Below are 23,823 nucleotides of genomic sequence, written 5' to 3' on the forward strand. Positions count from 1 at the left end.
CGGGTCGTCTACCGGCGTGGCCTTCGCCGCTGGTAGCGCGGTCTAAGCAGCGGTGATCTTCCAGGCCGCTTTGCGGCAGCGCGCCATGATGAAGGCATGACAACCATCGGATTGCCACGAAGCGGTCCGGCTGAGCAGGCCAGTCCCAGGAGGCAGGCATGGATGTCACCAGACGGATCTCCGCAGTGGGAGCCGCCACGATCCCTTTCATCGGCATCAGCCGGCCCTCGGCGTGGGCGCAAAGTACAGCTCAGGATGCGCCGATCATCAGCAACAACGCGGTGGCCGATCCGCTGGAGCTGGCGACGGACGCCTACATCTACGGTTACCCGCTCATCACCATGGAGATGACCCGGCGCGTGCTCACCAACGTCGCCGCGCCCGAGGGCAAGGGCGCTCCTCGAGCGCATGAAGCGGCTCGGCGTGATCGTCAGCGCCAACCCCTATTACGTGCGGGCGCTGGCCGACGCCTATTCGAAGGACGGCCTCGGTCCCGAGCGGGCCAACAATATGGTGCGCCTCGGAGACATCGAGCGCGCGGGCGTTTCCTTTTCGCTTCACTCCGACATGCCCATGGCGCCCGGTCAGCCGCTGTTCCTGATGCATTGCGCGGTGAACCGCACGACCGTGTCCGGGCGCATCGCGGCGCCGGATCAGCGCGCGAGCCGGCTCGGCGCCCTGAAGGGCGTGACCCTCAGCGCCGCCCACTCCTTGCGCATGGAAAACGACATGGGCAGCATCGTCCCAGGTAAGCTCGCCAATTTCAGCATCCTCGAAAATGACCCGCTGACTGTCGATCCGGCGAATATCAATAACATCCCTGTATCGGGAACTGTCTTCGAAGGTAAGGTCTTAGCTGTCGCGCGGTCCTGAGTGATGAGCAATCCCGACTACGAGCGTGTTTCGCTCATGTTGTCAGCATAACTACAGATTTTGTATTTGATATTGTGTATTTTTGTAGCATTTAACATGTCAAACAGAACTGGATCTCGGCGCAAAGCGAGCTGGCGAGTTTCTCGTGCCGTTCACGATCGGCGTTCAAAAGCCTCTATTGGTCCACGAGCCAGCCGGTTACGTTCGCAATGCCTCTAAGCGGGATTCGCCATGCTGCAGAATCAGCGTCCGCTTCCCACGAATGAGCCGACCCTCAACCCATCGAAAGTGAAGGTCTGTAGTTGGCGCGATTCAGACCCACGACCTCGACCATTGCTACGCCCACTTCGGAGCATTCGCCTGAATAGGCTGAATGACCGAGATGTGCGCTTTGCGGAACGTCCGTTTTTGGAGGACGCGTTGCGGTTTGACGAGGGCGCACAACGGCGGAAAACCGACGCGGAGCGGCAGGACCACTGGATATATCTCACTAGCCCAATGACTTAGGTGTTCGCGTTTTTGTTCGGACTGGCGCGCCATTCCCATTTCACTGCCAAGGTCATCCGATCAGACCTTGTACAGCAAGGTCGATCTTGCGGGTCTAAATGTGATCCGCCCTCGATTCCGCGGACACCTCTGATACGTCCTGGCTGCGCGGCGAGGTGTTGGAAGGAGAAGACGCGGCGTGAGTTCGCACGCGACGCCGTCGCCCTGCCGCAGTTCCGTTGAGTACTTGGCGGTGATCCTCCGCAGGCCGGCCCGTGCGTGGCTTCTGCGAAGGCAGCATCGGGGCGATCGGCTCTCACTGCGCGTCAGTCAATTCAAAGCGTCGCATCCCGACCACATGGAGTCGACCCCGCAACCTATGAACCCTTTGCAGAGACGCCCTAGCGTTCGTCCCGCATCAGCTCGCATCCTCGTCCGATCTGACCGCTGAGATCGCCCGGCTGCGGTGTGAGCTTGAGCGCAAGGATCGCGACGTACCAAAAAAGGCCATCAGCATCTTCGTTAAGCGGCTGCGAGCGGTCACAGGGCTCATTTGCCACGCGGATCGCGGCAGCCCGTACGCGGCAGAGGCCTACCGGAGGCAGCTTGCCAGCCTGGGGGCGACGCCCTCCATGAACCGACGGCCGCTGCTACGACTGTGAGAAGGTGCGTGCAGCCTGGAAGGCCGACCCGTGCTTCCGATTGACCACGTGTCATGGCGTTGATCTGTCGGCCCTCCAGGCTGCACCCAGGGCGTCACGAGACGTGACCTGATAGGAGCTTGAGGGAGTGCCGTCCCGTCACAGTCCTGTCCGCTCGCAGATCGCCTTCGGGTTCCATCGACCAGGAGGGCCTGTATGCACGCTATCGCGCCGGACGCCGTCGTCATCGGCGTCGACACGCACAAGGATGTCCACGTCGCCGTCGCGATCAACGGACTGGGCGCACGGCTTGCCACTGCATCCTTCCCGGTGACCAGCGCGGGTTATCGCGAGGTGGCCGCCTGGGCGGCCGAGCACGGTGTCGGGCATGCCTTCGGCATCGAGGGAACCGGCTCGTACGGTGCCGGCCTCACGCGGGCTCTGACCGCCCTGGGCTTGCGCGTCATCGACGTTGGTCGGGTCAACCGGCAGCTCCGTCGCCGCTATGGCAAGACTGTCACCGTCGATGCCGAGTCGGCCGCACGGGCCGTTTTGGCCGGTGAGGCTACCGACGAGCCCAAGCTCGGCGACGGGGCCGTCGAGATGATCCGTCACCTCAAGATCGCCCGCGACACCGCGCTCAAGGCGCGAACCCAGGCGAGGGTCACGCTCAAAACGCTGCTGGTCAATGCACCACAGGCGCTCCGCGAACGGTTCATCGGCATCACCGGCAAGATGACACTCATCCGCGCGATCGCCGCCTTGCGGCCGGGAGCGCCGGTGTCCATCACGGCGTCCGCCAAGCTGGCGCTCCGCGCGCTGGCCAATCGATGGCTGGTACTGGATGCCGCGATCAAGGAGCACGACGCCGTCCTCGAGCAGTGGGTGCGGACCCAGGCGCCAGCGTTGATGGATGCGCCTGGCGTGTCGACCGGTACCATTGCCGAGATGCGCGTCGTTCTGGGCGACAATCCCCAGCGGATCCGGTCGGAAGCCGCATTCGCGAAACTCTGCGGCGTGTGCCCGGTGCCGGCATCGAGCGGAAAGATCAGCCGCCATCGTCTGAACCGCGGTGGTAATCGCCGGGCAAACGCCGCCTTGTACCGCGTCGCTGTAGTCCGGATGCGGTATCATCGGCCAACTCGGGAATACATCCAGCGCCGAACTAACGAAGGCCAGTCGCCTCGCGAGATCCGCCGATGCGTGAAGCGCTACATCGCCCGAGAAATCGACCGGCATCGTTGTTCTGGGGGAGCTTCAGTGCGCGACGCAAAAACGGCTTGACCGGTATAGGAGCATCAATGCCCCAAGGGAGAGCTTCTTCCATAACCTCAAGGTCGCGTTCGTCCATCAGCGAAGATGGCGACCCGGGATGAGGCTCTCCGCGACCCGTTCACTGACATCGAGCGCTGCCACAATCGGCAGCGCATCCACTCGACGCTCGGCTATCTCAAGCCCAGGCAGGCCAAACAAAACACGAACCTGGCTCCCCGACTCTGCGAAATCAGGGGCGGATCCGTTGCCGCGCCCTGAATTCGAGGGACCTTCGGCAAACTCGGGACGGCCAGGGAACATCCCCGGCCTCTTCGCGATCTGCGGGAATTAGAGTCCGCTACCCGTGCCGGGGTAAGAGCGCACACCCCGCCGGCCGGCGTTCGTTCCGGCAAGGCTCGTTCCCATCGGAGCCGAGGTGCCGACATCCGATGCTGTTGCCGGTGTCCAACCGTCTTGGCGCCAAGCGGCCGCCTTCTGGTCCAAGTCGACTGAGCCGTGCTGCTCCAGGATGTCCATCACCATCGGTCCGCGTGACTCGTCCGCCCGGACTGTGACCAGCGTGCCACCGCGGCGCACGCCCTCGCCATAGGCATGAGCGTCTTTCTCGCTGACGCCCGCTCCTGTGAGGCCGCCAGCAAGTCCTCCAGCGGCTGCACCAACGCCTGCGCCGGTCAGTGTGGCAACGAGCCAACCGGCGGCGACAACCGGTCCAACCCCAGGGATCGCTATCAAGCCGAGACCGGCCAGCAATCCGGCTGCGCCGCCCACCACGGTGCCGAGCGTAGCCCCCGCGCCAGTGCCGTCCTTAGCCTTCTCCTTCGTGTCGGCGCTCACATGGTCGCCGTGACGCGCGATCATGCCGGCGTGTCGATCATTTTCGTTGTTGCTGACGATGCTGATGTCGCCGTGTGGGATCCCGCCGGCTTCAAGCTTCCCGACAGCGATGCTCGCGTCCTCGTAGCGGTCGAATAGTGCCGTGATGGTCTGCTGAGTCATGATGTATATCCTTAAGGTAAAATTATAATATCACTGCGCTGCGACATTGCCTTTGAAATCGAGACCCACGGCGACGGACTTCCCACCGCGCATGGCCGTGCCGCGCCAAATGCCCTGATCGTCCTTCTTGAGGTCTTTGGCGTCCTTGAAGCCGGCCTTGTCGAGACGTGACCGGGCTTCTCCCTCCGTGAAGCTGTTGGCACCCTTCTCGAGCTTGACGTTCGCGAGGGCGCCAGTAGCGTTGCCGTCCGGGCCAAGCTTATCAGTGTTCGGGCGCGTAACGCTTTCCTGGCCGCCGGATTGCTGGCTCGTCTTCGCATCTGAAGGAGCCGGTGAGCCGGTCGTTGTAGTCTGAGCGTAAGCACTTGACCCAAGCAGGGTCACAAGCAGAGCGACGGTGACGGGGGTACGCATGGCAAGCTCCGAATTTGTCTGGACCCAAGCAATCCCTTGAGGCAACCATCCGTTCCAGTTTTAATAAAAGATCCTTTTCTGGCAAAATAATCCCGGATCTCTGAATCGCTTAGTCGATGGATCAAGCCTGATCCCGGCACAACGCCGCGACGTTCAATCGTTATTCAAAAATCGGAATGATCCGGCGAGATGAGGCCATGCGGACCATCCATCTCCCGTCCGGACGGATGATCAAAGTCCGCACTCCGTCGCCGGCCTCAAGACCGCTGGGGATAGGTTGAGGCAGTCCGTGCACGCTGAGAGTTATGTGTGGGCCACTTGAAGTGCTTCTGTTCCCGGCCCCCGCGCACAGTCGCAGATAATTTGCATCGCTTTCCCCTGCTCCCGCGTTCTACTCCTGAGTGGATCGATATTCGGTACACTTTCACACCTTGAGGAGGCGCGAATGATGCGCGGCGGATTGCTGTGGCTTCTAGGGATACCCCTGCCAATTATCCTGTTGTTGTGGTTCTTTGGCGTATTCCACTAGGCTTTGTAGATCCTAATCATGCCCTACACAGTCGAGATCACGACGCCGGCGGCGCAGATCGACGGCGAAGATCAGCCAGCGAGGTTGTATCAGCTGTCAGATCCGTTCAGCACGTTGGCCGAAGCCAAGGACGCCGCGGTCGGGCACATAGCTGGCCTCGGGCTCGATCCAGCCTGTGTCCTCTATAACGTGTTCGACCGCGAGGGTTTCACGGTTGCATCCAGTGCCGAACAGTTGGCGGAGACCGAGTGACGCGAAATCCGTGGGCCAGGGCTCCGCGGTGTCCGGTTTTCCGGCTGCGTCGACCCTCACGCGACGGTCCGGCCTCGGCTTCACGGACGGCATGCAAGGATATGACGCGCAGGACGCGACGTGTCCTTCCGGACCAGTGCCATGTGGCGTTGTGAGCGCCGCGGCTGCATCAGCAGAAGGTTTCGATTGAGCCGTTGCGGGCGCAGTCGTCGCCCGTGCCGCGATGGCCAGTAGGAAGTGGGGGGGCGGCGCCCTGCCGCCCGTCCCGGTTAAGGACGGCCCGCCACGTCGGATAAGGCAACGGACCATCAGCCATGGCAGCGCAAGCATGCGCGCTCGAGCGCAGGTCGATGCAGCAACTTCGACGGAACGAGTATACTGATGGCTGGCGATCCGACGCGCGAAGTAAAGGTGAATGGAACGTAGCGCTTGATCACCCTCGCTGACGCGCGCGGTTTGTACACGATGGAGCAGAAGCGTTGCCCATCCTGTCACGGCCGAGTGAACCTTACAGGGAACCGTCGGCGCGGGCAGTCTGAAGATTCAGCACCGTCGATCCCACACCGGCTGCTTGCTCAAGCTTGAAACCTATAGCGGAACTCCATCACCGCATCCGCAGGCGCTTGCCTGAGGGCCGGTTCGATACCGCCGTCTCAGCGCGGCACCTCGTTCACCGGCTCAGGCCGCAGGCAGGCTCGCGGCCCCGACACAGTCGTTCACTTTTCGTACTGCTGTGGCGATGGTGCGGCAGCAGTTGGACGAAGGCTCAGCTATGGTTCGAGCGTCCTTGGGGCGCCGGCCATGCTCAACCACTCCATCGTTCTTCGTGGCGCCTCGATCGTGCTCGTGCTCGCCGGCCTACTGGCGCTTGCGGACGGCATAGCCAGGACAGAGCTTGCACGGGCCGTGGATGCCTCACAGGGTGACAGCGCTCATTTGATCGTGCACGTCGCCGGCGCTGGGGGATGACCAGCCACATTGCGCCCCTGTGCCCATCCCCGTTCCGGCGGGGGTGGATCCCGGCCAGGGGGCCGAAATGCTGACCCTCAGGCGCGTGGATTTGCGACAGATCTTCCGGGGCCTTGCGTCGCACCAGCTTGTTTACCGGGCCAGGACGGTAGGGCCGCCTGAATCCTATCCGCCTCCCGCCTCGAATCGGGCCCTCGCAAGCCCACGCGATCATGATGCTCGGCAGGCCATTGGTGCTGGCCGGATCCGGCCGAAAGCAGCAGGTCCGCTTCCGAGTAGGTTCGCCGAAAAAGCGGACGGCCTCCCATCGAACCAAGTCAGTCGCACGGATAGCCATCAGTGATTCCCTGAAGCAGACCTTCGTCCGTAACCGGGGGAGGGACTGACCATGGGTCTACACCGACGCTATTTGCCCGCATGTTCGTTGCCGCGATGCGCGGCGACGAACATGGCGACTGCCGACCGGCAATAGGCTTCGATTTCAGTGTTGTCCTCTGCTCTGGCCTCATCGAAGCGTGCGATGATCAAGAGGTCGGATCCTTTAATGAGCGCGGCAAACAAACGGGCGGACTGGAAAGGATCGGGCACTTTCAAAAGCGCCTTCGCATGCATCTGACGCAGCAGGGCCTCGATTTGAGCCATGACATGAACGGATCCGGCGTCGTAGAAAATTTTACTTAGCGATTTTTGGTTTGTCTTGTCGGTCATGATCATGGCTTCGACGCTGCGGACGTCTGTGCTCAGCAGCGTGCGAAGCAGGGATGATCCCACCACCATGAGCTGATCTTCAGCCGAGCCGTCGACGCCTTCAAAAAGGGCTACCGGTGCTAACTGATGGCAGTTCGCCGCGACGGATGCGCTGAACAGTGCCTCCTTGTTCTCGAAATGCCGATAGATGCTGAGCTTAGATATTTTCGCTCGCCGAGCGACCTTGTCCAAAGTCGTCGCTTGAAAACCTAACTCCTTAAAGAGTTCGCCCGCGGCGTCGATGATCGTTTGGCCAAGCGTCTCGTTGGCGGGGCGGCCGCGACGGCCTTGGCTTTTACCGGTCACCTTATTTTCAGTCCTTGACGGTATCTTAATTATCGAATTACGATACCACGCGGTTTCCGAAATGGGCAAGCCACTCCATCCGCAACCCGGAGCCCAACTCATGGATGATGTCATCATCATCGGCGGCARCTTTGCCGGYCTTGCAGCCGCCCTGCAGSTCGGCCGTGCTTGTCGTAAGGTCGCCGTTCTCGATACCGGCCTGCCRCGCAAYCGCTTCGCWGGCCRCTCGCAYGGCCTGCTCGGCCACGATCACAAGCCACCRTTGGACATCYTGGCCGAGGCGCGGCAGCAGCTGACGCGTTATCCTACGATCAGGCTGGTCAACGCTCGGGCCGACAGCGTCACCGGCGCCATCGACGATTTCTCTGTGGACACCGGCGACGGCGAGACCTTGAGGGCGCGCCGCCTGATCCTCAGCTACGGCGTCGTCGACCAGATGCCCAATGTCCCGGGATTTGCCGAAAACTGGGGCACGTCCATCGTGCCCTGCCCCTAGTGCGACGGCTTCGAAGCTGCCGGCCAGCATTGGGGTCTCGTCTGGTCCGGCCGGCAGTCGCACAATCAAGCCCGGCTGTTCCACGATTGGACCGATAGATTGACGGTCTTCGCCGATGGCCACGACATTCCACCAGATATTCGGGCCGATCTGGAGCGGCGCAACGTCCCCGTCGTCGACGGCCGGATCACGCAGGTCGCCAATGCCGGGGGCCATAGCGCGCTTGTCAGCCTCGATCACCGCAGTGTCGCGGTCGACATCCTGTTCGCGCATCCCCGCAACAAGCCGTCCGCAACCCTCCATGAAACGCTGGGCCTCGCCACGGCTGAAACGCCTCTGGGCCTTGCCCTCAAGGTCGACGAGCGCCGCGAGACCAGCATGCCCGGCATCTATGCCGCCGGCGACCTCACCACTCCCGGCATGCCCTCGGTCACCCAGGCATCCTCGCAAGGTGCGATGGCGGGGATCTTCGCCCAGCAGTCGATGCTGGTTTGACGGCACCGATTGGAGAATGAGCATGACCATCGAACAGGACAGCGCGGGTGTGCGCTTCCCTCCGCCCCTCATCTATCTGGGAGCGCTGCTGTTGGGGCTGACGACCGAGCGGTTCGTCACCCTTCGCTCGTTCGGCATCGACGGGCGGGTGCTGGTCGCGACGGGCGGGCTGCTGTTCGTCGCCGGCGTTGCCAYGATGCTCGCTGCGGCGGGGCTGTTCCGGCGGCTAGGCACCAACGTGCGGCCGTCGCAGCCAACGGCCCTCATTGCAACGACCGGTCCCTATCGGTGGACCCGTAATCCCATGTATCTCGGCATGGCGCTAATCTATGCCGGCCTTGCCATCAGCCTCGACGGGCCGGTCGCCTTGGCCCTGCTCCCGTTGGTGCTGATCGCGATCCAGACGCAGGTGATCGCCCGCGAGGAGCGTTATCTCGAAGCGAAGTTCGGCGACGACTACCGCCGCTACAGGGCCGCGGTTCGCCGCTGGCTATGACGATCCCGCCGCTGCCGACTGCATGGCCGCGAAACCAGCGGGCTCAGCATGGCTGCGGTGCAAAGATCAAACGTCTCCCATACCGGCAGCTATCAACTTTCGAAGCTCCGAAGCTGACTGGCGGAAATCCACCCTTAGGGCCTGTTGTCGCCTGAACGGTTTGGTGAGGCTCGCGTTTTACTCTCTCCAAGATAAGAAGGATGATGCTGAGCGACGCGCAATGGTCTGAGCTGGAGCCCCTGGTCGAGGCATGCCGGCCGAAGGCCAAGACGTCACCGCAGGACCTGCAACGCACGCTCTCGGCCATTCTCTGGCGGCATCAGAACAGGGCCAAATGGCGGGCCATTCCGGAGGATCTGGGTCCCTGGTGGCGGCCCGCGCAGATCTTCATCCGCTGGTCTCGTGCTGGCGCCTGGGAACGGCTCCTCAGCCTCGTGCAGGAGCGTGGGGTTCAACTCGGCATGGTGTTCCTCGACGGCACGAACATTCACGCGCACCCGACGGCGGCCGGTGCCGCCAAAAGTGGGGATCTGGGGCCGAGCGAGACACTCGTGAGGCTGTTGGCCGCTCGCGTGGCGGCTATGGCACCAAGGCTTGCGTGATCGCCGACGGGCAAGGCCGCGCCATCGCCTTCCGGCTGGCACCGGGGCAGGCCCATGAACTGCCCCATGCGGTTCCACTGCTCGACCAACTGCCCGGCGGTGCCCAAGTGGGTCGTCGGAGACCGCGGCTACACCGGTCACGCCTTCCGCGAGCACATCTGGGACATGGGTGCGCGTCCCGCGATCCCGCCTCAGCGCCACGAGGCCCCCGCCGCCTTCCCGGACTGGATCTACAATAACCGCAATCAGGTCGAGCGCCTCTGGGCCAGGCTCGAGGAATGGCGTGCYATCGCAACCCGCTACGAGAAAACCACCGCCAGCTTCATAGGCGTCCTTTCCCGCGCTGCAGCCCTCGACTGGCTCAAGCAATGACACGCCCTGGCGGCTTCCAAGTCGGGATCGCTCGCGGAGGCACCGACTAAGTCATTCATGCCGCGACGCCCTCCTCGCTCGCCGGGAGGGGCGCGACGCCGAGCCGCTGAACCCGACTAAAGCCCTGGCCGTTGATGCCGCGATGTTCGATCCGATGATCCCGCTGATCTCGGCCTCAGCGTTCGTCGGCGTGGGCTGGCTGATCATCTACGCCGGGCGGCAGTACGATGACGCAATCCGGCACACGTTGACCGTCTTCGCGCTGGTGATGGGACTGCTGGTCCTGATCGGCGTGACCGCGAAGCTTCAATCCATGATGGGCGTCGGTCGCATGTCGCATCGGATCGAGGCTCGTTCGCAGGTCGATTCAGCAGAACCGGTCCGCTTGGTGCGGAAGCCCCATGCTGGATTGAACCCCTAAAAGCGTCCGGGTCATCTGCGATCCTCCGAGTTCATCCGGATCCCGGACGCCCGGTCGGCGGATCGCACCGTGCGGAGCGGGACGCCGAACAGGGACGAGCCAGTGGAGAAGTGCGTCGTCCAGCCATGCGCCTCGGGATCGCCTTTCCTTGGTGCATCCACGAGGACCATCTTGATGCCGTATCGCTCCATCTCGCGGCAGCGGCCGATTTGGCGGCGGTGACCCGTCGCCTCGACGATGGCCCGTTCCCGAGCGTCGTCGACCTCAGGCTCGGCGGCAGGAGTTGCGGTCTGCTCGATCATTTCAGGCATCCTCTTCGGTGCTCGGCGCAAAGCCTGGAAATTCGTCATCCCGGGCGTCCGCGAACGCGGCTGTCCGATCGAGAGCGTCCATGTGGCCCTCGAGCGCACGGTGGGCCTTCTCGGCCAGCCCCTCGCGAAAGGTGCGCAGCGCTTGACTACCCTTGGGTGCCATCACCGTGTCGCTTAACGGAACTCTCTCGGGGCGGGGCTGGTCGGGCAACCCGACCCAGCCCCCGCCGCTGACCACCCCGCCCGCGTCGGCKCTGGCGACCGCGCGCCGTCACGCCTCGCGGACGCCGGGCTTCTTGCCCGCCTCGAAGATGAACTCGACGCCGGCCTCCTCCAGGGCACGGCGCACGGCCAGGAGTGTCTCGGAGCGCGATCGGACTGCGGAGGCGGGATCCTCCATCCGGTTGAGCGTGGAAACCGAGACGTTGGCCAGCGCGGCCAACTCGTCCTTCGACAGGCCAGTCAGGGCTCGTGCCGCCCGGATCTGCCCGGGGGTGAGAAGCTCCTCGCCGTGGAACGGCTTGGGCGCGGCGGTCGCCACCGCTGCATCGGTCGCGGAGGACGGGGCACCGTAGCGGGTACGGCCCGCCACCTTGAGGCAGACGCCGACCCACTCGCGCACCGCCCCGTCGCGGTTCAGGACCGGCGCGCCGCGGGCGTTGAACCAGCGGTAGATGCCGTCCGCGCAGAGCACGCGGTAATCCGTATTGTAGGGCTCGGTGTGCTCGACCGCCGTCGTCCAGGCCGCGAGGGTGCGGGCGCGATCGTCGGGGTGAATGGCATCCAGCCAGCCCAGGCCCTTCATCTGCGCGTGGGTCTGGCCGGTCAGCGCCATCCACTGCGGCATCTCGCTGGGCTCGCCGTTGGCCTTGTTGACCCAGAAGACCGAGGCCGTAGCGGCGATGAGGGCGTTCAGCCGGTCGTGGCGCTGCATGAGCGCGGTCATGGTGTCGTGCTGCACGGTCACGTCGAACACGACGCCCACGCCCTGACTCGGGAGACCGTCCGACCCGAGGACGACCTCGGCATGGTGCAGCACCCAGCGCTGGGTCCGGTCCGGCCGGACGATGCGGAACTCGCGGCTGATCGGCTGACCGGAGCGCAGCACCGCGATCTGGTCGCCGTGCGCAGCCTGATCTTCGGGGTGGATCATGTCGAGGCCGAAGCCGAACGTCATGTCGGAGGCTGGGTCCAGGCCCAGGATGCGATAGAGGCCCGGCGAAGCCTCCAGCCGTTCCGAGCGCAGGTCGGCCGACCAGAATCCGACCTTGCCGGTGTCCTCGATCAGCTTGAGGAAGTGGCGTGAGGAGATCGGGCGCGGCGCCGCGCCGGCCTCGGCGGAGCCCTGGCGCCGCATCAGAGTCCGTGTGGGCATCGTCTCTCCGTCCGTCACCAGCCCCGCAGGTCGTGGATATCTTCATGCCATGGCCACGGTGTCCGGATCGTTAAAAAGGCACGCATCGGGTCACACGGAGCCGATACCGGAAGGTTTTCGCTCGCGGAATAGGAGGTAAGGGCGAAAGGGCGGCGCACGAACAGCATCGCGGCCGTGCCGAGACCAAGTTCATATCTCGGCAACGAATGGCCTGAGCTCAGTTAGTGACGATGGTCGCCGATGGAAGAAAAACCGCCATCCAGACCCGGCACGCCGGCAAGGCTCCGAAAAGACAGAAAATCAGTCCGACAAACCGGCGAATACGCGCGTGTTTCATGGACCGCTTTGAGGCTCTGGCAGCGTGGGAATTTTATATTCACAGAAAGAGCGGCGAAGGCTCCCTTCAGCATTGGGATATCACATGCTCATTCGAAGTATTGATCTCGGGGTCGGGCTCGACGCGCTCGATCCCGTGCGGGCATCGGTCGCGTGCGGCTCCGACGGCCAGGTGGCGTCCGCCCATGGCGGCCCGCGGAAGGACGGATCGAGGCGACCTTCGGGCTTGCGATCGACGATGCGGGCGCGTTCCCGCGCATGCCCCGCCGCACGTCCGGGATCGCCCGATCGCGGCGCGCCGCCGATGGCCGCGTAGAGGTGGACCGCCATGAGCGAGATCATCCTGCCGGCTGAGGCCGACGACAGCGCACTCGTTCAGGACGAGGACGCCCGCCAGCGCGCGGCGACGCGCGCGGCGATGCTCGCCGAGACGCTCCAGCTCGGCAGATACTCGGCGGTGACCCAGGCCGCCGTCGTGCTGGCGCTGGCCGTTATCTTCTGGGACATCGTTCCGCACGCCTACCTCGCCGGCCTCGCCGCGGCGGTGACCGCCCTCTGCATGGCGGCCATGGTTGCCTTGCGGCGCTACCGCGGCCGGCTCGGCGACGGTGCGCGCGCCCGGGAAGCCTTCTTCGTCCTTCACGCGCTCGCGCTCGGGCGCGGCCTCGCCTGGGCGAGCATGCCGGCGGTCCTGCTGCCGACCCTCGACAACGCCTATCGGATCGTGGTCGGCGCGGTCTGCGCCGCCCTGATCTCGCATGCCTACGTCGCGGGCTCGATCTTTTCCCTGGCGGTGCTTGCGGTGGCGCCCGTCGTGGTCGGCACGTTCGTCGGGCTCGCCGGCTGCGAGGGTCCGGTCGGGCCGTATGTCGGGGTCCTTCTGGCGATCTATGCGGCCTTCGTGTTCGTCAGCGCACGCCGGATGTGCCGGCACGCCTACCAGCGCATCCGCGACCGGGTCATGGTGCAGACGCAGAGCGAGACCATCGGGTTCCTCCTCAAGGACTTCGCCGAAGGCACGAGCGACTGGCTGTGGGAGACCGACACGGCCGGTCGGCTCCGACAGGCCCGCACGGCGGTCGCCGCCCTGCTCGGCGTCGACGCCGCCGGCCTGCGCCACAGGACGCTGCCGGCCCTTCTGCGGACGTTCGCCCATCCGGACGGCGGCGATGCGGACGCCGCGGCGGTCGCCGCCGCCATGGAGGCGCGCGCGCCCTTCCGCGACCGGACCGTCCGCCTGCAGACGGCCGATGGCACGCGGTGGCTCACGCTCAACGGCAAGCTCGTCCGCGACGCGCAGGGGGCCTTCACCGGCTACCGCGGCGTGGGCTCGGACGCCACCGAGAGCCGGGAGGCGCAGGCCCGCATCGCGTTCCTCGCGGGGCACGACAACCTGACGGGATTGCCCAACCGCGGCGGCTTCCAGGAGGCGCTGGTCGCCCTGTGCCGCGATATCCGCACCACGGCCGAGCGCCGGAGCGCCCTGTTCTACCTGGACCTCGACGGCTTCAAGGCCGTCAACGACACCCGCGGCCACCTGGTCGGGGACCGGCTCCTGCAGGAGGTCGCCGTGCGCCTGCGCGCGATCGGAGAACCGCACGGCGTCTTCCGGCTCGGCGGCGACGAGTTCGCGGTGGTCGTGCGTGACGTCGGACGCGTCGAGGCCGAGGATCTGGCCTCGCGCATCGTGGCCGCGCTGTGTCGCCCGTTCCGGATCGACGAGGCCCAGCTTGAGGTCGGGGTCAGCGTCGGCATCGCCTACGTGCCGGAGGATGCCATCGAGCCGACGACTCTGCTCATGCGCGCCGACCTCGCCCTCTACGCCGCCAAGGCCGATGGCAAGGGCCGCTGGCGCACCTTCGACCCCTCGCTGGAGGCGCGGGTCGTCCGCCAACGCCAGCTCGATCTCGACATGCGCGCCGCCCTGGCGGCGGACGAGATGGAGCTGCACTACCAGCCCCTCGTCGACATGCGGAGCGGCCGGGTCACCGGATTCGAGGCGCTCCTGCGCTGGAACACGGCCGGGCATGGCTGGATCTCGCCGGGCGAGATCATCCCCATCGCCGAGGCCACGGGCTTCATCGTCGAGATCGGCCGCTGGGCGTTGCGCCGCGCCTGCACGGACGCCCGCACCTGGCCCGACCTGCACGTCGCGGTGAACATCTCCTCCATCCATGTGCGCATGCCGAGCTTCCACGCGGAGGTGGCCGCCGTCCTCCGCGAGACCGGCCTCGCCCCGGAGCGGCTGGAGATCGAGATCACCGAGTCGGTGCTGCTCGACCACGGGCCGGAGGTGCTGGAGAACCTGAAGCGTCTGCGCGCGACGGGCGTCCGCATCGCGCTGGACGACTTCGGCACCGGCTATTCCAGCCTGAGCTACCTGACCGAGTTCCCGTTCGACAAGGTGAAGGTCGACCGCTCGTTCGTGCGCGACCTGCAGGGGCGCCCCGAGAAGATCGCGGTCGTCGAGGCCATCGCCCGGATGGCGCGTGCCCTGTCGATGAACGTGACGGTGGAGGGGGTCGAGACGCGCCAGCAACTCGACGTCCTCAGGGACAAGCGATGCGACATCGCGCAGGGCTTCCTCTACAGCCCTGCGCGTCCGGCCTCCGAGGTCGCGGCCCTCATTCGGCGGATCGAAGGTGCGGCTCCGGCGCCTTGCGCCAGCGGGGACCATCCGAAGGGCGACCCGGTCGCGACGGGGTTCGCTCCGGCGGCCGAGGCGATGCCGGCATCCGCCCCGCGCCCGGTCCTGTCGCTGGTTCGCGCTTCATGACCGGCAGGGTGCACGCAACGCTGCGACGGCCGGAAGACAGACACCAGATCGTGTGAGGCCGGCTTGGCGGCGGCATCGCAGGACGCATCCGTGAGATCGGTGCGGTGGCCGCAACTCTCGAGCCGCACTGCGCCCCCGCACAGGAGATCGTGCGCAGGGGTCGCACAACGCCTCTCGAGCCGTGAGCGGCACGCGCGAAGTGACCTCGACCATCGACAGCGCGGCGTCAGTCTCTGAGGAGACCGGCGCGGTGGCAGGCCGAGACTTGGCGTCCGCCCCCGGACCCCGCTCCAGCCCGAGCGGCTCGGAAGCGAGAGGGCCGTTTTCCACGCCCCGGTGCGGGCGGCCGGAAGCGGGGTGATGCAGGATATCGTCAACGCCGGCGACCCGGCGATCGAAACCGTGACCGGCGCCGTCGACGCCGGCGCGGACAGGGCCTCCCCGGTCGCCGGCAGGCCGCGGGCTTCGGCCGACGGGCTCAAGCGCGTTCCGGATTCCTTGGACGAGAGGCCGGCGGCCGAACCGGAATCGCTGGCGCGGGTGGAGCGGAACGTCGCCGAAGTATCGCCCCGGCTGCATGCGGAGCGGGGCGCCGAGCCGACCGTTCGGCGGTGGACCGGCGGACGCCGAGACCCGCCTCCGAAGGGAGCGGCGAGGACCGCCGAAGCATCCTCGTCGCCCCTCCCATCGGGGTGTCTCAGGCTGCGGGGATCAACGCGATGCCCGGTCGTGCCGCCCGCGACGCCTCTGCATCCGCGATCAGGTTCTCGACCGACTGAACGAAGCGCTGGATCGACATCTCCGCCGCGCGACGGCCCGGGTCGTCAGGCGGAAGGGCGTCCGCCACGGAGGCGAAGGCCACGGACAGTGCGCGAAGCGACGTGTGCAGCGACTGCCGTAGAACCTCGATCTGATGCACACGCGGGCCTGGATCGGCGCCCGCTGCGATGCAGGCCTCAAGCTCCGCGATCAGGCGACGACTGGCAGCACCGTCGAGCCGTACGGGAAGGGCGTGGATGGCGGCCATGATCGTTTCTTCCGCTCTGATGGTCGGATGACGAAAGGATTTGCGGTGTCCCAGCGTGAGGCGCGGCCGCAGCCGCGATCCCGCGGCGCCGATCAGCGTGCGAGAACGCGGGCCGCGCCTTTGGTGGTCTCGACCGCCTGGGACACGCTGCCGACCGCCTGCGAGATCGCGCCGATGTTCTGAGCGATCGCACCGACTGCCCCGGCCGCGTCCTGCATGTTGGCCGACATGTCCTGGGTGACCACGCTCTGCTCCTCGACCGCGGCGGCCGTGCGCACCACGCAGTCGCGCATCGTCTCGACCGAGGCCAGAATGGTCTGCGGGGATCCGACCACCTGGGTGGAAACGGCTTGCACGTTGCCGATCTCGCCGGCGATCTGGTCGGTGGCGCGCGAGGCCTGATTGGCGAGGTTCTTCACCTCCTGGGCCACGACCGCGAAGCCGCGGCCGGCCTCTCCGGCCCGCGCGGACTCGATCGTCGCGTTCAGCGCCAGCAGGTTGATCTGGCTGGCGATGTTCTGGATCAGGCCGACGATGCCGCTCATGGCCGTCGCCGTGTCGCTCAGCTTCTGCGTCAGCGCGCCGGCCGCCTGGGTCTGATGGTGCGCCGCGTCGCTGGTCGCGCGCGCCTTGCTCATGCTGGCCGCGATCTCGTTGACCGAGCGGGCAAGCTCCTCGGCGGCAGCGGCCACGGACTGGACGCTGTCGGACGTCTTGCCGGCCGCGATCCGCGCTTCCTCGGATTCCCGGTTCGAGCGTCCCACCGCGCGATCGACTTCGGCGAAATTCTCGTCGATGAGGACCTTCAGTTCCGTGAGTCGCATCACGTCGGCGGTGACGTCTGTCGCGAACTTGACGATCTTCGCCACCTTGCCGTGGCGGTCGAGGATCGGGTTGTACGAGCCCTCGATCCAGACCGGCCGACCATCGCGCGCCAGCCGCTTGAACTGCGCGGCCTGGTATTCCCCCTCCGAAGCCGATCCCAGAAGTCGCTGTACTCGCGGCCTGCCCGGCTCTCGGGCTCGACGAAGATGCTGTGGTTCCGGCCCCGGACCTCGTCGAGGCTGTAGCCCATCAGGGCGAGGAAGTTGTGATTGGCGGTGACGATGGTGCCGTCGGGCTGGAACTCGATGACCGCCTGAGAGCGGCTGATCGCGGCGATCTGCGCCGAGTAGTCGAGGTTGAGCAGCCGCTCCTGCGAGTCGGCCCATTCCACCACGAAGCCGATGCGACGCCCGGCGGCCGTGAGCGGCGTCACGAGCAGGTCGAACACGCGCTTGCCGACGCGGATCGTCGCCTCGTGCGGCGTGTCGAGCGTCGCCAGCATCCGGCGCTGATGGGATGGATCCTTGTGGAAGATATCGATGTTGCTGCCGACCAGCTTGGCCGCGTCGAAGCGGAGCAGCTCGGCTTTCAGGTCGCCCTCAGCCTCCTGCATGAACTGCGTCAGAGCCGGGTTCATGTACGTGATGTTCATGCCCGCGTCGGCGATCATCACGTTGGTGCGCAGCGCAGCCAAGGCAGCGATCTCGCTGGCGCCGCCGGCCGGCGTGATCTTCCGCATCCAATTCATCACACCCTCCAAAACACCGAACGTCATCGATGAATTCTGATTGAGCCTGCCAAATGCTATGATTTTGCAATCAGATCAGTCTGCGAAGACTTAATTCGTAAGTTCCTAATGGCTCCTGAACTTGGAGGGCCACACGCGAAAAATCGGTGATATATTTCCTGTCATGCCCTTTAAGTGGGGGTTAATGGATGCTGAATATTCCTCGGGCTGCCGAGGAGCGGGCCATGACTCTGAAAGATCTCGTCCGGTACATCGCCGCCCCGCTCGACGTGGGCGTTCTGGTCACCGATGCGGAACTCGACAGACCTGGACCGACCATCCTGTACGCGAACGACGCGTTTCTTAAGATGAGCGGCTATGGGGCGGACGATGTGCTGGGTCGGTCGCCTCGGATGCTGCAGGGTTCGGGCACGAGCCGGGAGGGCACGCGGCAGGTCCAGCGTGCGTTGCGGAGCGAGGGCCGCTTCCTGGGACGCCTGCAGAACTACCGCAGGACCGGCGAAGCCTACCTGTGCGAGATCGACATCCGCCCGTTCTACGCACTGGATGGGCGTCTGGAGGCGTTCATCGCCTTCGAGCGAGAGGTCGTCCGCAGGCGGGGCAGGCCCGCGGGCGGCGGGACCGGCCGCTACAGGGCGGTCGCGGGACAGGACCTCGGTGCCGTCTCGCTGTTTGATGCGCCGATCTTTGGCTGACCGGACCTCGCCTGCGTCCCGCTCCGCGCCACGGCTGCACGGCGCGTCGGCGCGGGCAGACACCGGCGCGTGAGGACGGTGCCAGGGTTTAAACAGGACGCCCCCGATCGGGCCGGTTGCGAGAGCGGAATGGTACCCGTCCGGCATGCGGCCCCAACCGCCCGCGTCAGCAGGGATGCCGGCAGGGGAGAGAAGGTCGCATGGGACGCGCCGCATCCGAGGTGTCGGCGCCGGCGCCCACATGACTGCCGTCAGCCCGCGAGCCGCCTAACCTCCCAGTCCGACAGGTCGGAGGAGAGGCGGCAGGATCCGGTCCGATGGTCAGGGACTCCAGGCACATCCACTCGGACGCGCACGGACCGTCCCAAGTCATGTTCGGAAATGCCGGTCGGAGGCGTCGAGCGTCTCAGTCGCGTGGTGTGGCGACGGTCCGCTTCGGAGAGGCCAATGCACTGAAACAGCGTTCATCGGACCTGCTCGCGGCCCGAATTGGGCGCTGTGCCTCACCGTGAAGGCGATCCGGTCCGGCGCCTGTCAACGATCGATATGAGCGCCCCTGGCGGACCCGGACGCGAATTGCACGGAGGCAGCTCCGATCCCCCCTCTCGGTTTCACCAGGCGCCTCGATTGTTGACAACCACGCGATTTTCACCGGGAATTCAACCTACGTTTGCAGTCACAGTGGATCTCAATCATTTGACGAATGAGCACGCGTTCCGAGGCCGGTGACTGAACGACAATTTAATCAGTCACAGATTGTTCGATCTGAATACTGCATTTTTTGGTTGCAAAAGCCTTCTAATCGGCCACAAGCGGCCGGCACACGGTCGAAATGAGCGTATATCGTCCATTTTTTGCGGGCAATTTATTGCGAAGCGACCGGATTTCGACGATGCGGGTAATCAGTCGTAGCGGAACAGCGACTTAGAAATAGATTTGTCTAACCCGCCTGACGCGCCCGATAATCTTTAACTGGGCTGCATTCGGCTCCTCTTCATCATGCCGGTACCCAGTCATGAAGCTCAACGTCGCCGCCAAGATTCAGGCCATCACGATCGTCGCACTCATCGGTCTCGCCGCCCTCGTCGGATTGGCTGCCCACGGGCTGTACGGCGCTGTCACTGAGGCGCGCGCGCTCAAAACCCGGGATCTCGTCGAGGCCGCCCACGGCATCCTCGCCCACTTCGAGGCCCACGAGCGCGCCGGTCGGATGGAGCGCGCCGCAGCCCAGACCGCCGCCATCGCGACCATCAAGGCCCTGCGCTACGCCGGCAGCGAGTACTTCTGGATCAACGACATGCAACCGCGCATGATCATGCATGCCGCCAAACCGCAGCTCGATGGGACGGATCTCGGCGAGATGCGCGACCCGAACGGCAAGGCCCTGTTCCGCGAAATGGTCGAGGTTGTGAAGGCGGCAGGCGCCGGGTTCGTGCCATACCAGTGGTCAAAGCCCGGAGCGGATCAGCCTGTCGATAAGATCTCCTATGTGAAGGGTTTCGCGCCGTGGGGCTGGATTATCGGCTCCGGCGTGTACGCAAACGATACCGCCGCGCAGATGCGCCCGACGATGCTGAGCCTGTTCGCCGGACTGCTCGTCACCGCCGCTCTGGTCGGCACCATCGCCTTCCTGATCGGCCGCGGGATCGCACGGCCAGCGCTCGCGCTGGCGGACGTCATGGCCGCGCTGGCCGCGGGCGATCTGACCAAGCAGGTCCCCAACGCGCGCCGCACCGACGAGATCGGTCGGATGATCGAGGCGACCCGTGTGTTCAAGGAAGGCCTGATACGGGCTCGCGCCCTTGAGGGGCAAGCGGTCGAAGCCAAAGCGGCGGCCGAGGCGGAGCGCAAGGCCTCGCTCCTCGGCATCGCAGACGGGTTCGAGCGGTCGGTCGGCGGCATCGTCGCAAGCGTCACGTCGGCGGCGACCCAGTTGCAGGCGACGGCACAGAGCATGGCCGGGATCGCCGCCGAGACTGCGAGCCAGTCCACGACCGTGGCGGTGGCGGCTGAGCAAACCTCGACCAACATCGGTACGGTCGCCGCGGCCGCCGAGGAACTCGGCTCATCGGTGGAGGAGATCGCCCGGCAGGTGAGTGGCTCGGCCCAGCTGGCGCGAGCCGCGGACACGGAAGCGCTCCGTACGACGGACCTGGTGCATGCGCTTCAGACCGCGTCCGTGCGGATCGGCGAGGCGACAGGCCTGATCAGCAACATCGCGAGCCAGACGAACCTGCTGGCCCTCAATGCCACCATCGAGGCCGCGCGGGCCGGTCCGGCGGGCAAGGGCTTTGCGGTGGTCGCCGCGGAGGTGAAGGCGCTGGCCGAGCAGACGGCTCGTGCGACGCAGGAGATCGGTGGCGAGGTCACCCGCATCCAGGCAATGACCTTGCAGTCCGTGGCGGCGATCGATGGCATCACCGGCCGGATCCGGGAGATGAACGCCGTCGCATCCACCATCGCGGCAGCCGTCGAGGAGCAGGGCGCAGCCACGCAGGAGATCGTGCGCAACGTGAGCCAAGCCGCGACCGGCTCGGGGGAGGTCACGGCCAACGTCGCGGGCGTGGCGCAGGCATCCGAGCATACGGGGGCGGCGGCCACGCAGGTCCTGGCCTCCGCGTCCGAGCTGTCGCAGCACTCGGAACACCTGGGTACGCAGGTCGCCCGCTTCCTGGCCACCGTTCGGGCCGCCTAGGGCGCGGACGCAGTCACGTCGTTCCTGCGCATGAGCCCGAGGTCGCTGTCGAGACCTCGATCCGCGCGCGGCCCGAGGCACTCCAGGCCGCGGCCGGATCGCGGACGTGGTATCGTCCGACGGCCGTGACGTTCGCCCCCCGCGTCAGGCCGCGACGACGTGACACCGAGGACCGACCCATCATCAAGAAGCCTCATGGGCAAGGCGATCGCCCGGTGGACGCCCCACACAAGACCGCCGCTCTCGCGCGGGGCCGATCATGCGGCCCGTGCACGGTGTGTTGTCGGGTCCTGGAGATCAAGGCCCTGCACAAGCCCGCGGGGATCCTGTGCCGCCACAACACCGGCACGGCGTGCGGGATCTATCCCGAGCGCCCGGAGGCCTGCGCCCGCTGGCACTGCCTGTGGCGTAAGATTGGAGCCCTGCCGGATGAACTGAGACCGGATCGGTCGGGCGTGGTGTTCTCGCTGGAGAGCCGGCCACCGATCGCAGAGGCGCCCGACGCAGCCTGCATCGTCGGGCGCGCCGCGGACGGGGCGCAAGCCTTCGACCAAGCGGAGGTGGTCGAGGCGTTCGCCATGTTCGTTCGGGAGGGGTCGTTGCCGGTGTGGCAGGCATCCGACCGGGATGCCACCCTGGTGAGCCGGGGCGGAGCGATCCCCGCGCGGTGACATCGATGGCGCGCGGGGACAGACAGGTCATCGGTTCATCGGCGCGAGCCGATACGCAACGTGGCTCGCGGCGATGAGGGTCGGCGGACTTGAGTCAGCCGATGCGGGACGACGGCACGTGCCGCGATCCCGACCAAGGAAGGCTCAGGCGCCCTTCAGGTTGGCGGCGCTCTCCTTGCCACTGCGCCGGTCGGCTTCGACGTCGTAGGAGACCTTCTGCCCCTCGATCAGGTTGCGCATCCCAGCCCGCTCGACCGCCGAGATGTGGACGAACACGTCCTTGCCGCCGTCGTCGGGCTGGATGAAGCCGTAGCCCTTGGTCTCATTGAACCACTTCACAGTGCCGGTAGCCATAGCAATAACCCTGGTCGCCGGCACGCCAACGCGGCGTGCCGTGAGCTTCGAACCGGCCGTATCGGCCGACCGTTCCATACGTTGGATCACCCCGATGACGCTAGCGGGCGATCGCATGGGCCTTCACGGCGTTGCCGGCGTTCGCTCGGGCGGCCCCGTCATCGGGGCTATCATTGCCGCGCAGGGAGGCGCAGGATGCCGGCTTCGGCGGATCGAGGGCCTCGCGTTCCAATAGCTGGGGCGGGTCGTCGCAACGGGAGCGGGCAGGCGCGAATGGCAGACGTCGTGAGCTTCCCGAACGGCCGCTCCTCTTCCTGCGCGCTCTCGCCGTACCGGGCCTACCGGTTCGCGCCGGATGGCAGCGTCAGGTCGACCATCCCGATCGAGGCCGCCACCGACGCGGACGCGACGGAACGTGCCCTCTACCTGAGCGACGGAGACCGGGTCGAACTCTGGTCGCGGGCACGCTTCATAGCCCACGTGGGACCGCCGGACGGCCCGATCGCGACCGCGATCGCCCTGCTTGAGGACGAGCCGACGCCCGATCGGTGAGCGCGGCTTTGCGCTCGAGACTCTCGTCCCGGAGCGAGATCTCGGCTCCCGAGGCAGGCCCGAGACCAAGTCAGGCCCGAGACTCGGCGACGATCCGCTCGACCGTGCCGACCATCCATTCAGCCCTCTGGCGGCCCGGTAGCGTCGGCCGCAAGGATCTGTCGCGCGAAGTCCGGCGTTCGACTTGCTCGAGTCAACGAGGACCTCGGGCTCACGCGCAGGAACGACGTGACTGCGTCTGGGCACGGGAAGCACGCTCACGACCGAGCACCAGATCCCCGTCATGAACCCGACGCCTGCGCCGAGCGAACCGTAGATCCCGGGTCGATCGCCTGACCGGGTCAATCCAACACGGCGTCCTGCCCCGAAGCGCCCCCCGACGATCCGTCTGGCGGCGTGCCGGAGAGCGCTACGGACCTGTTTCGGCCGGTTAGAAATCCATGCCGCCCATGCCACCCATGCCGCCGCCGGCGGGCATGGCCGGAGCCTCCTTGCGCGGCGCCTCGGCGATCATCGCCTCGGTGGTCACCAGCAGGCCGGCGACCGAGGCAGCGCCCTGAATCGCCGCGCGCACGACCTTAGCCGGGTCGACGATGCCGGCCTGGAGCAGGTCGACATACTCTTCGGTCTGGGCGTTGAAGCCGAAGGTCTCCGAGCTGTCGGCCAGGATCTTACCCACCACGATCGAGCCCTCGACGCCTGAGTTCTGCGCGATCTGGCGCAGCGGGGCTTCGAGGGCCTTGAGGACGATCTTGATGCCGGCCTGGACGTCGGGGTTGTCGTTCGAGAGCGCCTTTACGGCCGCCATGGCGCGCAGCAGCGCGGTGCCGCCGCCCGGGACGATGCCTTCCTCGACCGCCGCGCGGGTGGCGTGCAGGGCGTCGTCGACGCGGTCCTTCTTCTCCTTGACCTCGACCTCGGTCGAACCGCCGACGCGGATCACCGCGACGCCGCCCGCGAGCTTGGCCAGACGCTCCTGCAGCTTCTCACGGTCGTAGTCCGAGGTGGTCTCCTCGATCTGCGCCTTGATCTGCGAGATGCGGCCCTCGATGTCGGACTTCTCGCCGGCGCCGTCGATGATCGTGGTG

At 66.0% G+C, this 23,823-nt stretch carries 20 protein-coding genes and 8 pseudogenes; 15 read left to right on the top strand and 13 right to left on the bottom strand.

Annotation, left to right across the window (positions count from 1 at the left end; translation table 11 throughout):
• Positions 1 to 158: 158 nt before the first annotated feature.
• Together AC1DXK_RS15775 and AC1DXK_RS15780 are read left to right on the top strand one after the other, a co-directional pair.
• Positions 159 to 401, top strand: a pseudogene (locus AC1DXK_RS15775) (DUF1254 domain-containing protein); the annotation flags it as partial.
• A gap of 7 nt (positions 402 to 408) precedes the next feature.
• The gene (locus AC1DXK_RS15780) at positions 409 to 873 is read left to right on the top strand and encodes an amidohydrolase family protein (protein WP_477298298.1); all 465 of its coding nucleotides are present in this window, start codon (positions 409 to 411) and stop codon (positions 871 to 873) included.
• Positions 874 to 1,594: 721 nt separating this feature from the next.
• Here AC1DXK_RS15780 and AC1DXK_RS15785 read toward each other — a convergent pair.
• A pseudogene (locus AC1DXK_RS15785) lies at positions 1,595 to 1,708 on the bottom strand (IS5-like element ISMra2 family transposase); the annotation flags it as partial.
• Positions 1,709 to 1,892: 184 nt separating this feature from the next.
• Here AC1DXK_RS15785 and AC1DXK_RS15790 point away from each other — a divergent pair.
• From AC1DXK_RS15790 to AC1DXK_RS15800, 3 genes and pseudogenes are all read left to right on the top strand, one after another.
• Positions 1,893 to 2,016 (top strand): annotated as a pseudogene (locus AC1DXK_RS15790) (IS3 family transposase); the annotation flags it as partial.
• 200 nt (positions 2,017 to 2,216) lie between these two features.
• Positions 2,217 to 3,284 carry an IS110 family RNA-guided transposase gene (locus AC1DXK_RS15795; RefSeq protein WP_457107666.1) on the top strand — a complete coding sequence of 356 codons (1,068 nt, stop codon included), beginning with the start codon at positions 2,217 to 2,219 and terminating at the stop codon, positions 3,282 to 3,284.
• Between the two features lie 16 nt (positions 3,285 to 3,300).
• A pseudogene (locus AC1DXK_RS15800) lies at positions 3,301 to 3,533 on the top strand (IS3 family transposase); the annotation flags it as partial.
• A 69-nt stretch (positions 3,534 to 3,602) separates the two neighbouring features.
• On the opposite strand, the gene AC1DXK_RS15805 reads toward AC1DXK_RS15800, so the two are convergent.
• Positions 3,603 to 4,271 (bottom strand): hypothetical protein, encoded by a 669-nt coding sequence (locus AC1DXK_RS15805; RefSeq protein WP_457107667.1) that lies wholly within the window; start codon positions 4,269 to 4,271, stop codon positions 3,603 to 3,605.
• A 30-nt stretch (positions 4,272 to 4,301) separates the two neighbouring features.
• The gene (locus AC1DXK_RS15810; RefSeq protein ID WP_457107668.1) at positions 4,302 to 4,685 is read right to left on the bottom strand and encodes a hypothetical protein; all 384 of its coding nucleotides are present in this window, start codon (positions 4,683 to 4,685) and stop codon (positions 4,302 to 4,304) included.
• Positions 4,686 to 5,232: 547 nt separating this feature from the next.
• Between AC1DXK_RS15810 and AC1DXK_RS15815 the strand changes: the two genes are divergently transcribed.
• A complete protein-coding gene (locus AC1DXK_RS15815) occupies positions 5,233 to 5,466 on the top strand; it encodes a hypothetical protein (protein ID WP_457107669.1) in 234 nt (77 codons plus the stop codon).
• Between the two features lie 1,374 nt (positions 5,467 to 6,840).
• Here the strand turns inward: AC1DXK_RS15815 and AC1DXK_RS15820 are convergent.
• Positions 6,841 to 7,488: a TetR/AcrR family transcriptional regulator gene (locus AC1DXK_RS15820; RefSeq protein WP_457107670.1), complete on the bottom strand. Its 648-nt coding sequence runs from the start codon at positions 7,486 to 7,488 to the stop codon at positions 6,841 to 6,843.
• Positions 7,489 to 7,588: 100 nt separating this feature from the next.
• Here AC1DXK_RS15820 and AC1DXK_RS15825 point away from each other — a divergent pair.
• From AC1DXK_RS15825 to AC1DXK_RS15840, 4 genes and pseudogenes are all read left to right on the top strand, one after another.
• A pseudogene (locus AC1DXK_RS15825) lies at positions 7,589 to 8,479 on the top strand (NAD(P)/FAD-dependent oxidoreductase).
• A 22-nt stretch (positions 8,480 to 8,501) separates the two neighbouring features.
• Positions 8,502 to 8,975: a methyltransferase family protein gene (locus AC1DXK_RS15830; protein ID WP_477298301.1), complete on the top strand. Its 474-nt coding sequence runs from the start codon at positions 8,502 to 8,504 to the stop codon at positions 8,973 to 8,975.
• 203 nt (positions 8,976 to 9,178) lie between these two features.
• Positions 9,179 to 9,949 (top strand): annotated as a pseudogene (locus AC1DXK_RS15835) (IS5 family transposase).
• Positions 9,950 to 10,103: 154 nt separating this feature from the next.
• Entirely contained in the window at positions 10,104 to 10,370 is a 267-nt protein-coding gene (locus AC1DXK_RS15840; protein WP_457107672.1) for a hypothetical protein, read from the top strand.
• An 11-nt stretch (positions 10,371 to 10,381) separates the two neighbouring features.
• Here the strand turns inward: AC1DXK_RS15840 and AC1DXK_RS15845 are convergent, their stop codons facing one another.
• The 3 genes from AC1DXK_RS15845 to AC1DXK_RS15855 all read right to left on the bottom strand — a co-directional run bounded on the left by AC1DXK_RS15845 (position 10,382) and on the right by AC1DXK_RS15855 (position 12,056).
• Positions 10,382 to 10,672, bottom strand: coding sequence for a hypothetical protein (locus AC1DXK_RS15845; protein WP_477298303.1), 291 nt, complete (start codon positions 10,670 to 10,672; stop codon positions 10,382 to 10,384).
• 1 nt (position 10,673) lies between these two features.
• Positions 10,674 to 10,844: a hypothetical protein gene (locus AC1DXK_RS15850; RefSeq protein WP_457107674.1), complete on the bottom strand. Its 171-nt coding sequence runs from the start codon at positions 10,842 to 10,844 to the stop codon at positions 10,674 to 10,676.
• A 108-nt stretch (positions 10,845 to 10,952) separates the two neighbouring features.
• A complete protein-coding gene (locus AC1DXK_RS15855; protein ID WP_457107675.1) occupies positions 10,953 to 12,056 on the bottom strand; it encodes a PAS domain-containing protein in 1,104 nt (367 codons plus the stop codon).
• A gap of 664 nt (positions 12,057 to 12,720) precedes the next feature.
• Here AC1DXK_RS15855 and AC1DXK_RS15860 point away from each other — a divergent pair.
• Positions 12,721 to 15,168 (top strand): putative bifunctional diguanylate cyclase/phosphodiesterase, encoded by a 2,448-nt coding sequence (locus AC1DXK_RS15860; protein WP_477298305.1) that lies wholly within the window; start codon positions 12,721 to 12,723, stop codon positions 15,166 to 15,168.
• A gap of 697 nt (positions 15,169 to 15,865) precedes the next feature.
• Here the strand turns inward: AC1DXK_RS15860 and AC1DXK_RS15865 are convergent.
• The 4 genes and pseudogenes from AC1DXK_RS15865 to AC1DXK_RS15880 form a co-directional block, all read right to left on the bottom strand.
• Positions 15,866 to 16,195: a hypothetical protein gene (locus AC1DXK_RS15865; protein WP_457107677.1), complete on the bottom strand. Its 330-nt coding sequence runs from the start codon at positions 16,193 to 16,195 to the stop codon at positions 15,866 to 15,868.
• Positions 16,196 to 16,287: 92 nt separating this feature from the next.
• Positions 16,288 to 17,064, bottom strand: a complete 777-nt coding sequence (locus AC1DXK_RS15870) for a methyl-accepting chemotaxis protein (protein WP_477298312.1) — start codon at positions 17,062 to 17,064, stop codon at positions 16,288 to 16,290.
• 21 nt (positions 17,065 to 17,085) lie between these two features.
• Positions 17,086 to 17,181, bottom strand: a pseudogene (locus tag AC1DXK_RS15875) (hypothetical protein); the annotation flags it as partial.
• 26 nt (positions 17,182 to 17,207) lie between these two features.
• Positions 17,208 to 17,795 (bottom strand): annotated as a pseudogene (locus AC1DXK_RS15880) (PAS domain S-box protein); the annotation flags it as partial.
• A gap of 197 nt (positions 17,796 to 17,992) precedes the next feature.
• Between AC1DXK_RS15880 and AC1DXK_RS15885 the strand changes: the two are divergent.
• From AC1DXK_RS15885 to AC1DXK_RS15895, 3 genes are all read left to right on the top strand, one after another.
• On the top strand, positions 17,993 to 18,463 hold the full coding sequence (locus AC1DXK_RS15885; protein WP_457107679.1) for a PAS domain-containing protein: 471 nt from the start codon (positions 17,993 to 17,995) through the stop codon (positions 18,461 to 18,463).
• A gap of 1,015 nt (positions 18,464 to 19,478) precedes the next feature.
• A complete protein-coding gene (locus AC1DXK_RS15890; RefSeq protein WP_457107680.1) occupies positions 19,479 to 21,158 on the top strand; it encodes a methyl-accepting chemotaxis protein in 1,680 nt (559 codons plus the stop codon).
• Between the two features lie 275 nt (positions 21,159 to 21,433).
• Positions 21,434 to 21,829, top strand: coding sequence for a hypothetical protein (locus AC1DXK_RS15895; RefSeq protein ID WP_457107681.1), 396 nt, complete (start codon positions 21,434 to 21,436; stop codon positions 21,827 to 21,829).
• Between the two features lie 144 nt (positions 21,830 to 21,973).
• Here the strand turns inward: AC1DXK_RS15895 and AC1DXK_RS15900 are convergent, their stop codons facing one another.
• Positions 21,974 to 22,183 carry a cold-shock protein gene (locus AC1DXK_RS15900; RefSeq protein ID WP_457107682.1) on the bottom strand — a complete coding sequence of 70 codons (210 nt, stop codon included), beginning with the start codon at positions 22,181 to 22,183 and terminating at the stop codon, positions 21,974 to 21,976.
• Between the two features lie 273 nt (positions 22,184 to 22,456).
• On the opposite strand from AC1DXK_RS15900, the gene AC1DXK_RS15905 reads away from it, so the two are divergent.
• Complete coding sequence (locus tag AC1DXK_RS15905; protein WP_457107683.1) at positions 22,457 to 22,735, top strand: hypothetical protein; 279 nt, start codon at positions 22,457 to 22,459, stop codon at positions 22,733 to 22,735.
• Positions 22,736 to 23,165: 430 nt separating this feature from the next.
• Here AC1DXK_RS15905 and AC1DXK_RS15910 read toward each other — a convergent pair.
• Positions 23,166 to 23,823: TCP-1/cpn60 chaperonin family protein (locus AC1DXK_RS15910; protein ID WP_477298308.1), on the bottom strand; the 658-nt coding region annotated here is incomplete at its 5' end.

Source organism: Methylobacterium sp. P3_A11, assembly GCF_056403155.1.

What these genes read in the sequence shown, in the direction of transcription:
- AC1DXK_RS15780 (WP_477298298.1), top strand. Translation starts at nt 409, where the DNA reads ATGAAGCGGCTCGGCGTGATCGTCAGCGCCAACCCCTATTACGTGCGG.
- AC1DXK_RS15795 (WP_457107666.1), top strand. Translation starts at nt 2,217, where the DNA reads ATGCACGCTATCGCGCCGGACGCCGTCGTCATCGGCGTCGACACGCAC.
- AC1DXK_RS15805 (WP_457107667.1), bottom strand. Translation starts at nt 4,271, where the DNA reads ATGACTCAGCAGACCATCACGGCACTATTCGACCGCTACGAGGACGCG.
- AC1DXK_RS15810 (WP_457107668.1), bottom strand. Translation starts at nt 4,685, where the DNA reads ATGCGTACCCCCGTCACCGTCGCTCTGCTTGTGACCCTGCTTGGGTCA.
- AC1DXK_RS15815 (WP_457107669.1), top strand. Translation starts at nt 5,233, where the DNA reads ATGCCCTACACAGTCGAGATCACGACGCCGGCGGCGCAGATCGACGGC.
- AC1DXK_RS15840 (WP_457107672.1), top strand. Translation starts at nt 10,104, where the DNA reads ATGATCCCGCTGATCTCGGCCTCAGCGTTCGTCGGCGTGGGCTGGCTG.
- AC1DXK_RS15845 (WP_477298303.1), bottom strand. Translation starts at nt 10,672, where the DNA reads ATGATCGAGCAGACCGCAACTCCTGCCGCCGAGCCTGAGGTCGACGAC.
- AC1DXK_RS15850 (WP_457107674.1), bottom strand. Translation starts at nt 10,844, where the DNA reads ATGGCACCCAAGGGTAGTCAAGCGCTGCGCACCTTTCGCGAGGGGCTG.
- AC1DXK_RS15855 (WP_457107675.1), bottom strand. Translation starts at nt 12,056, where the DNA reads ATGCCCACACGGACTCTGATGCGGCGCCAGGGCTCCGCCGAGGCCGGC.
- AC1DXK_RS15860 (WP_477298305.1), top strand. Translation starts at nt 12,721, where the DNA reads ATGAGCGAGATCATCCTGCCGGCTGAGGCCGACGACAGCGCACTCGTT.
- AC1DXK_RS15865 (WP_457107677.1), bottom strand. Translation starts at nt 16,195, where the DNA reads ATGGCCGCCATCCACGCCCTTCCCGTACGGCTCGACGGTGCTGCCAGT.
- AC1DXK_RS15885 (WP_457107679.1), top strand. Translation starts at nt 17,993, where the DNA reads ATGACTCTGAAAGATCTCGTCCGGTACATCGCCGCCCCGCTCGACGTG.
- AC1DXK_RS15890 (WP_457107680.1), top strand. Translation starts at nt 19,479, where the DNA reads ATGAAGCTCAACGTCGCCGCCAAGATTCAGGCCATCACGATCGTCGCA.
- AC1DXK_RS15900 (WP_457107682.1), bottom strand. Translation starts at nt 22,183, where the DNA reads ATGGCTACCGGCACTGTGAAGTGGTTCAATGAGACCAAGGGCTACGGC.
- AC1DXK_RS15905 (WP_457107683.1), top strand. Translation starts at nt 22,457, where the DNA reads ATGGCAGACGTCGTGAGCTTCCCGAACGGCCGCTCCTCTTCCTGCGCG.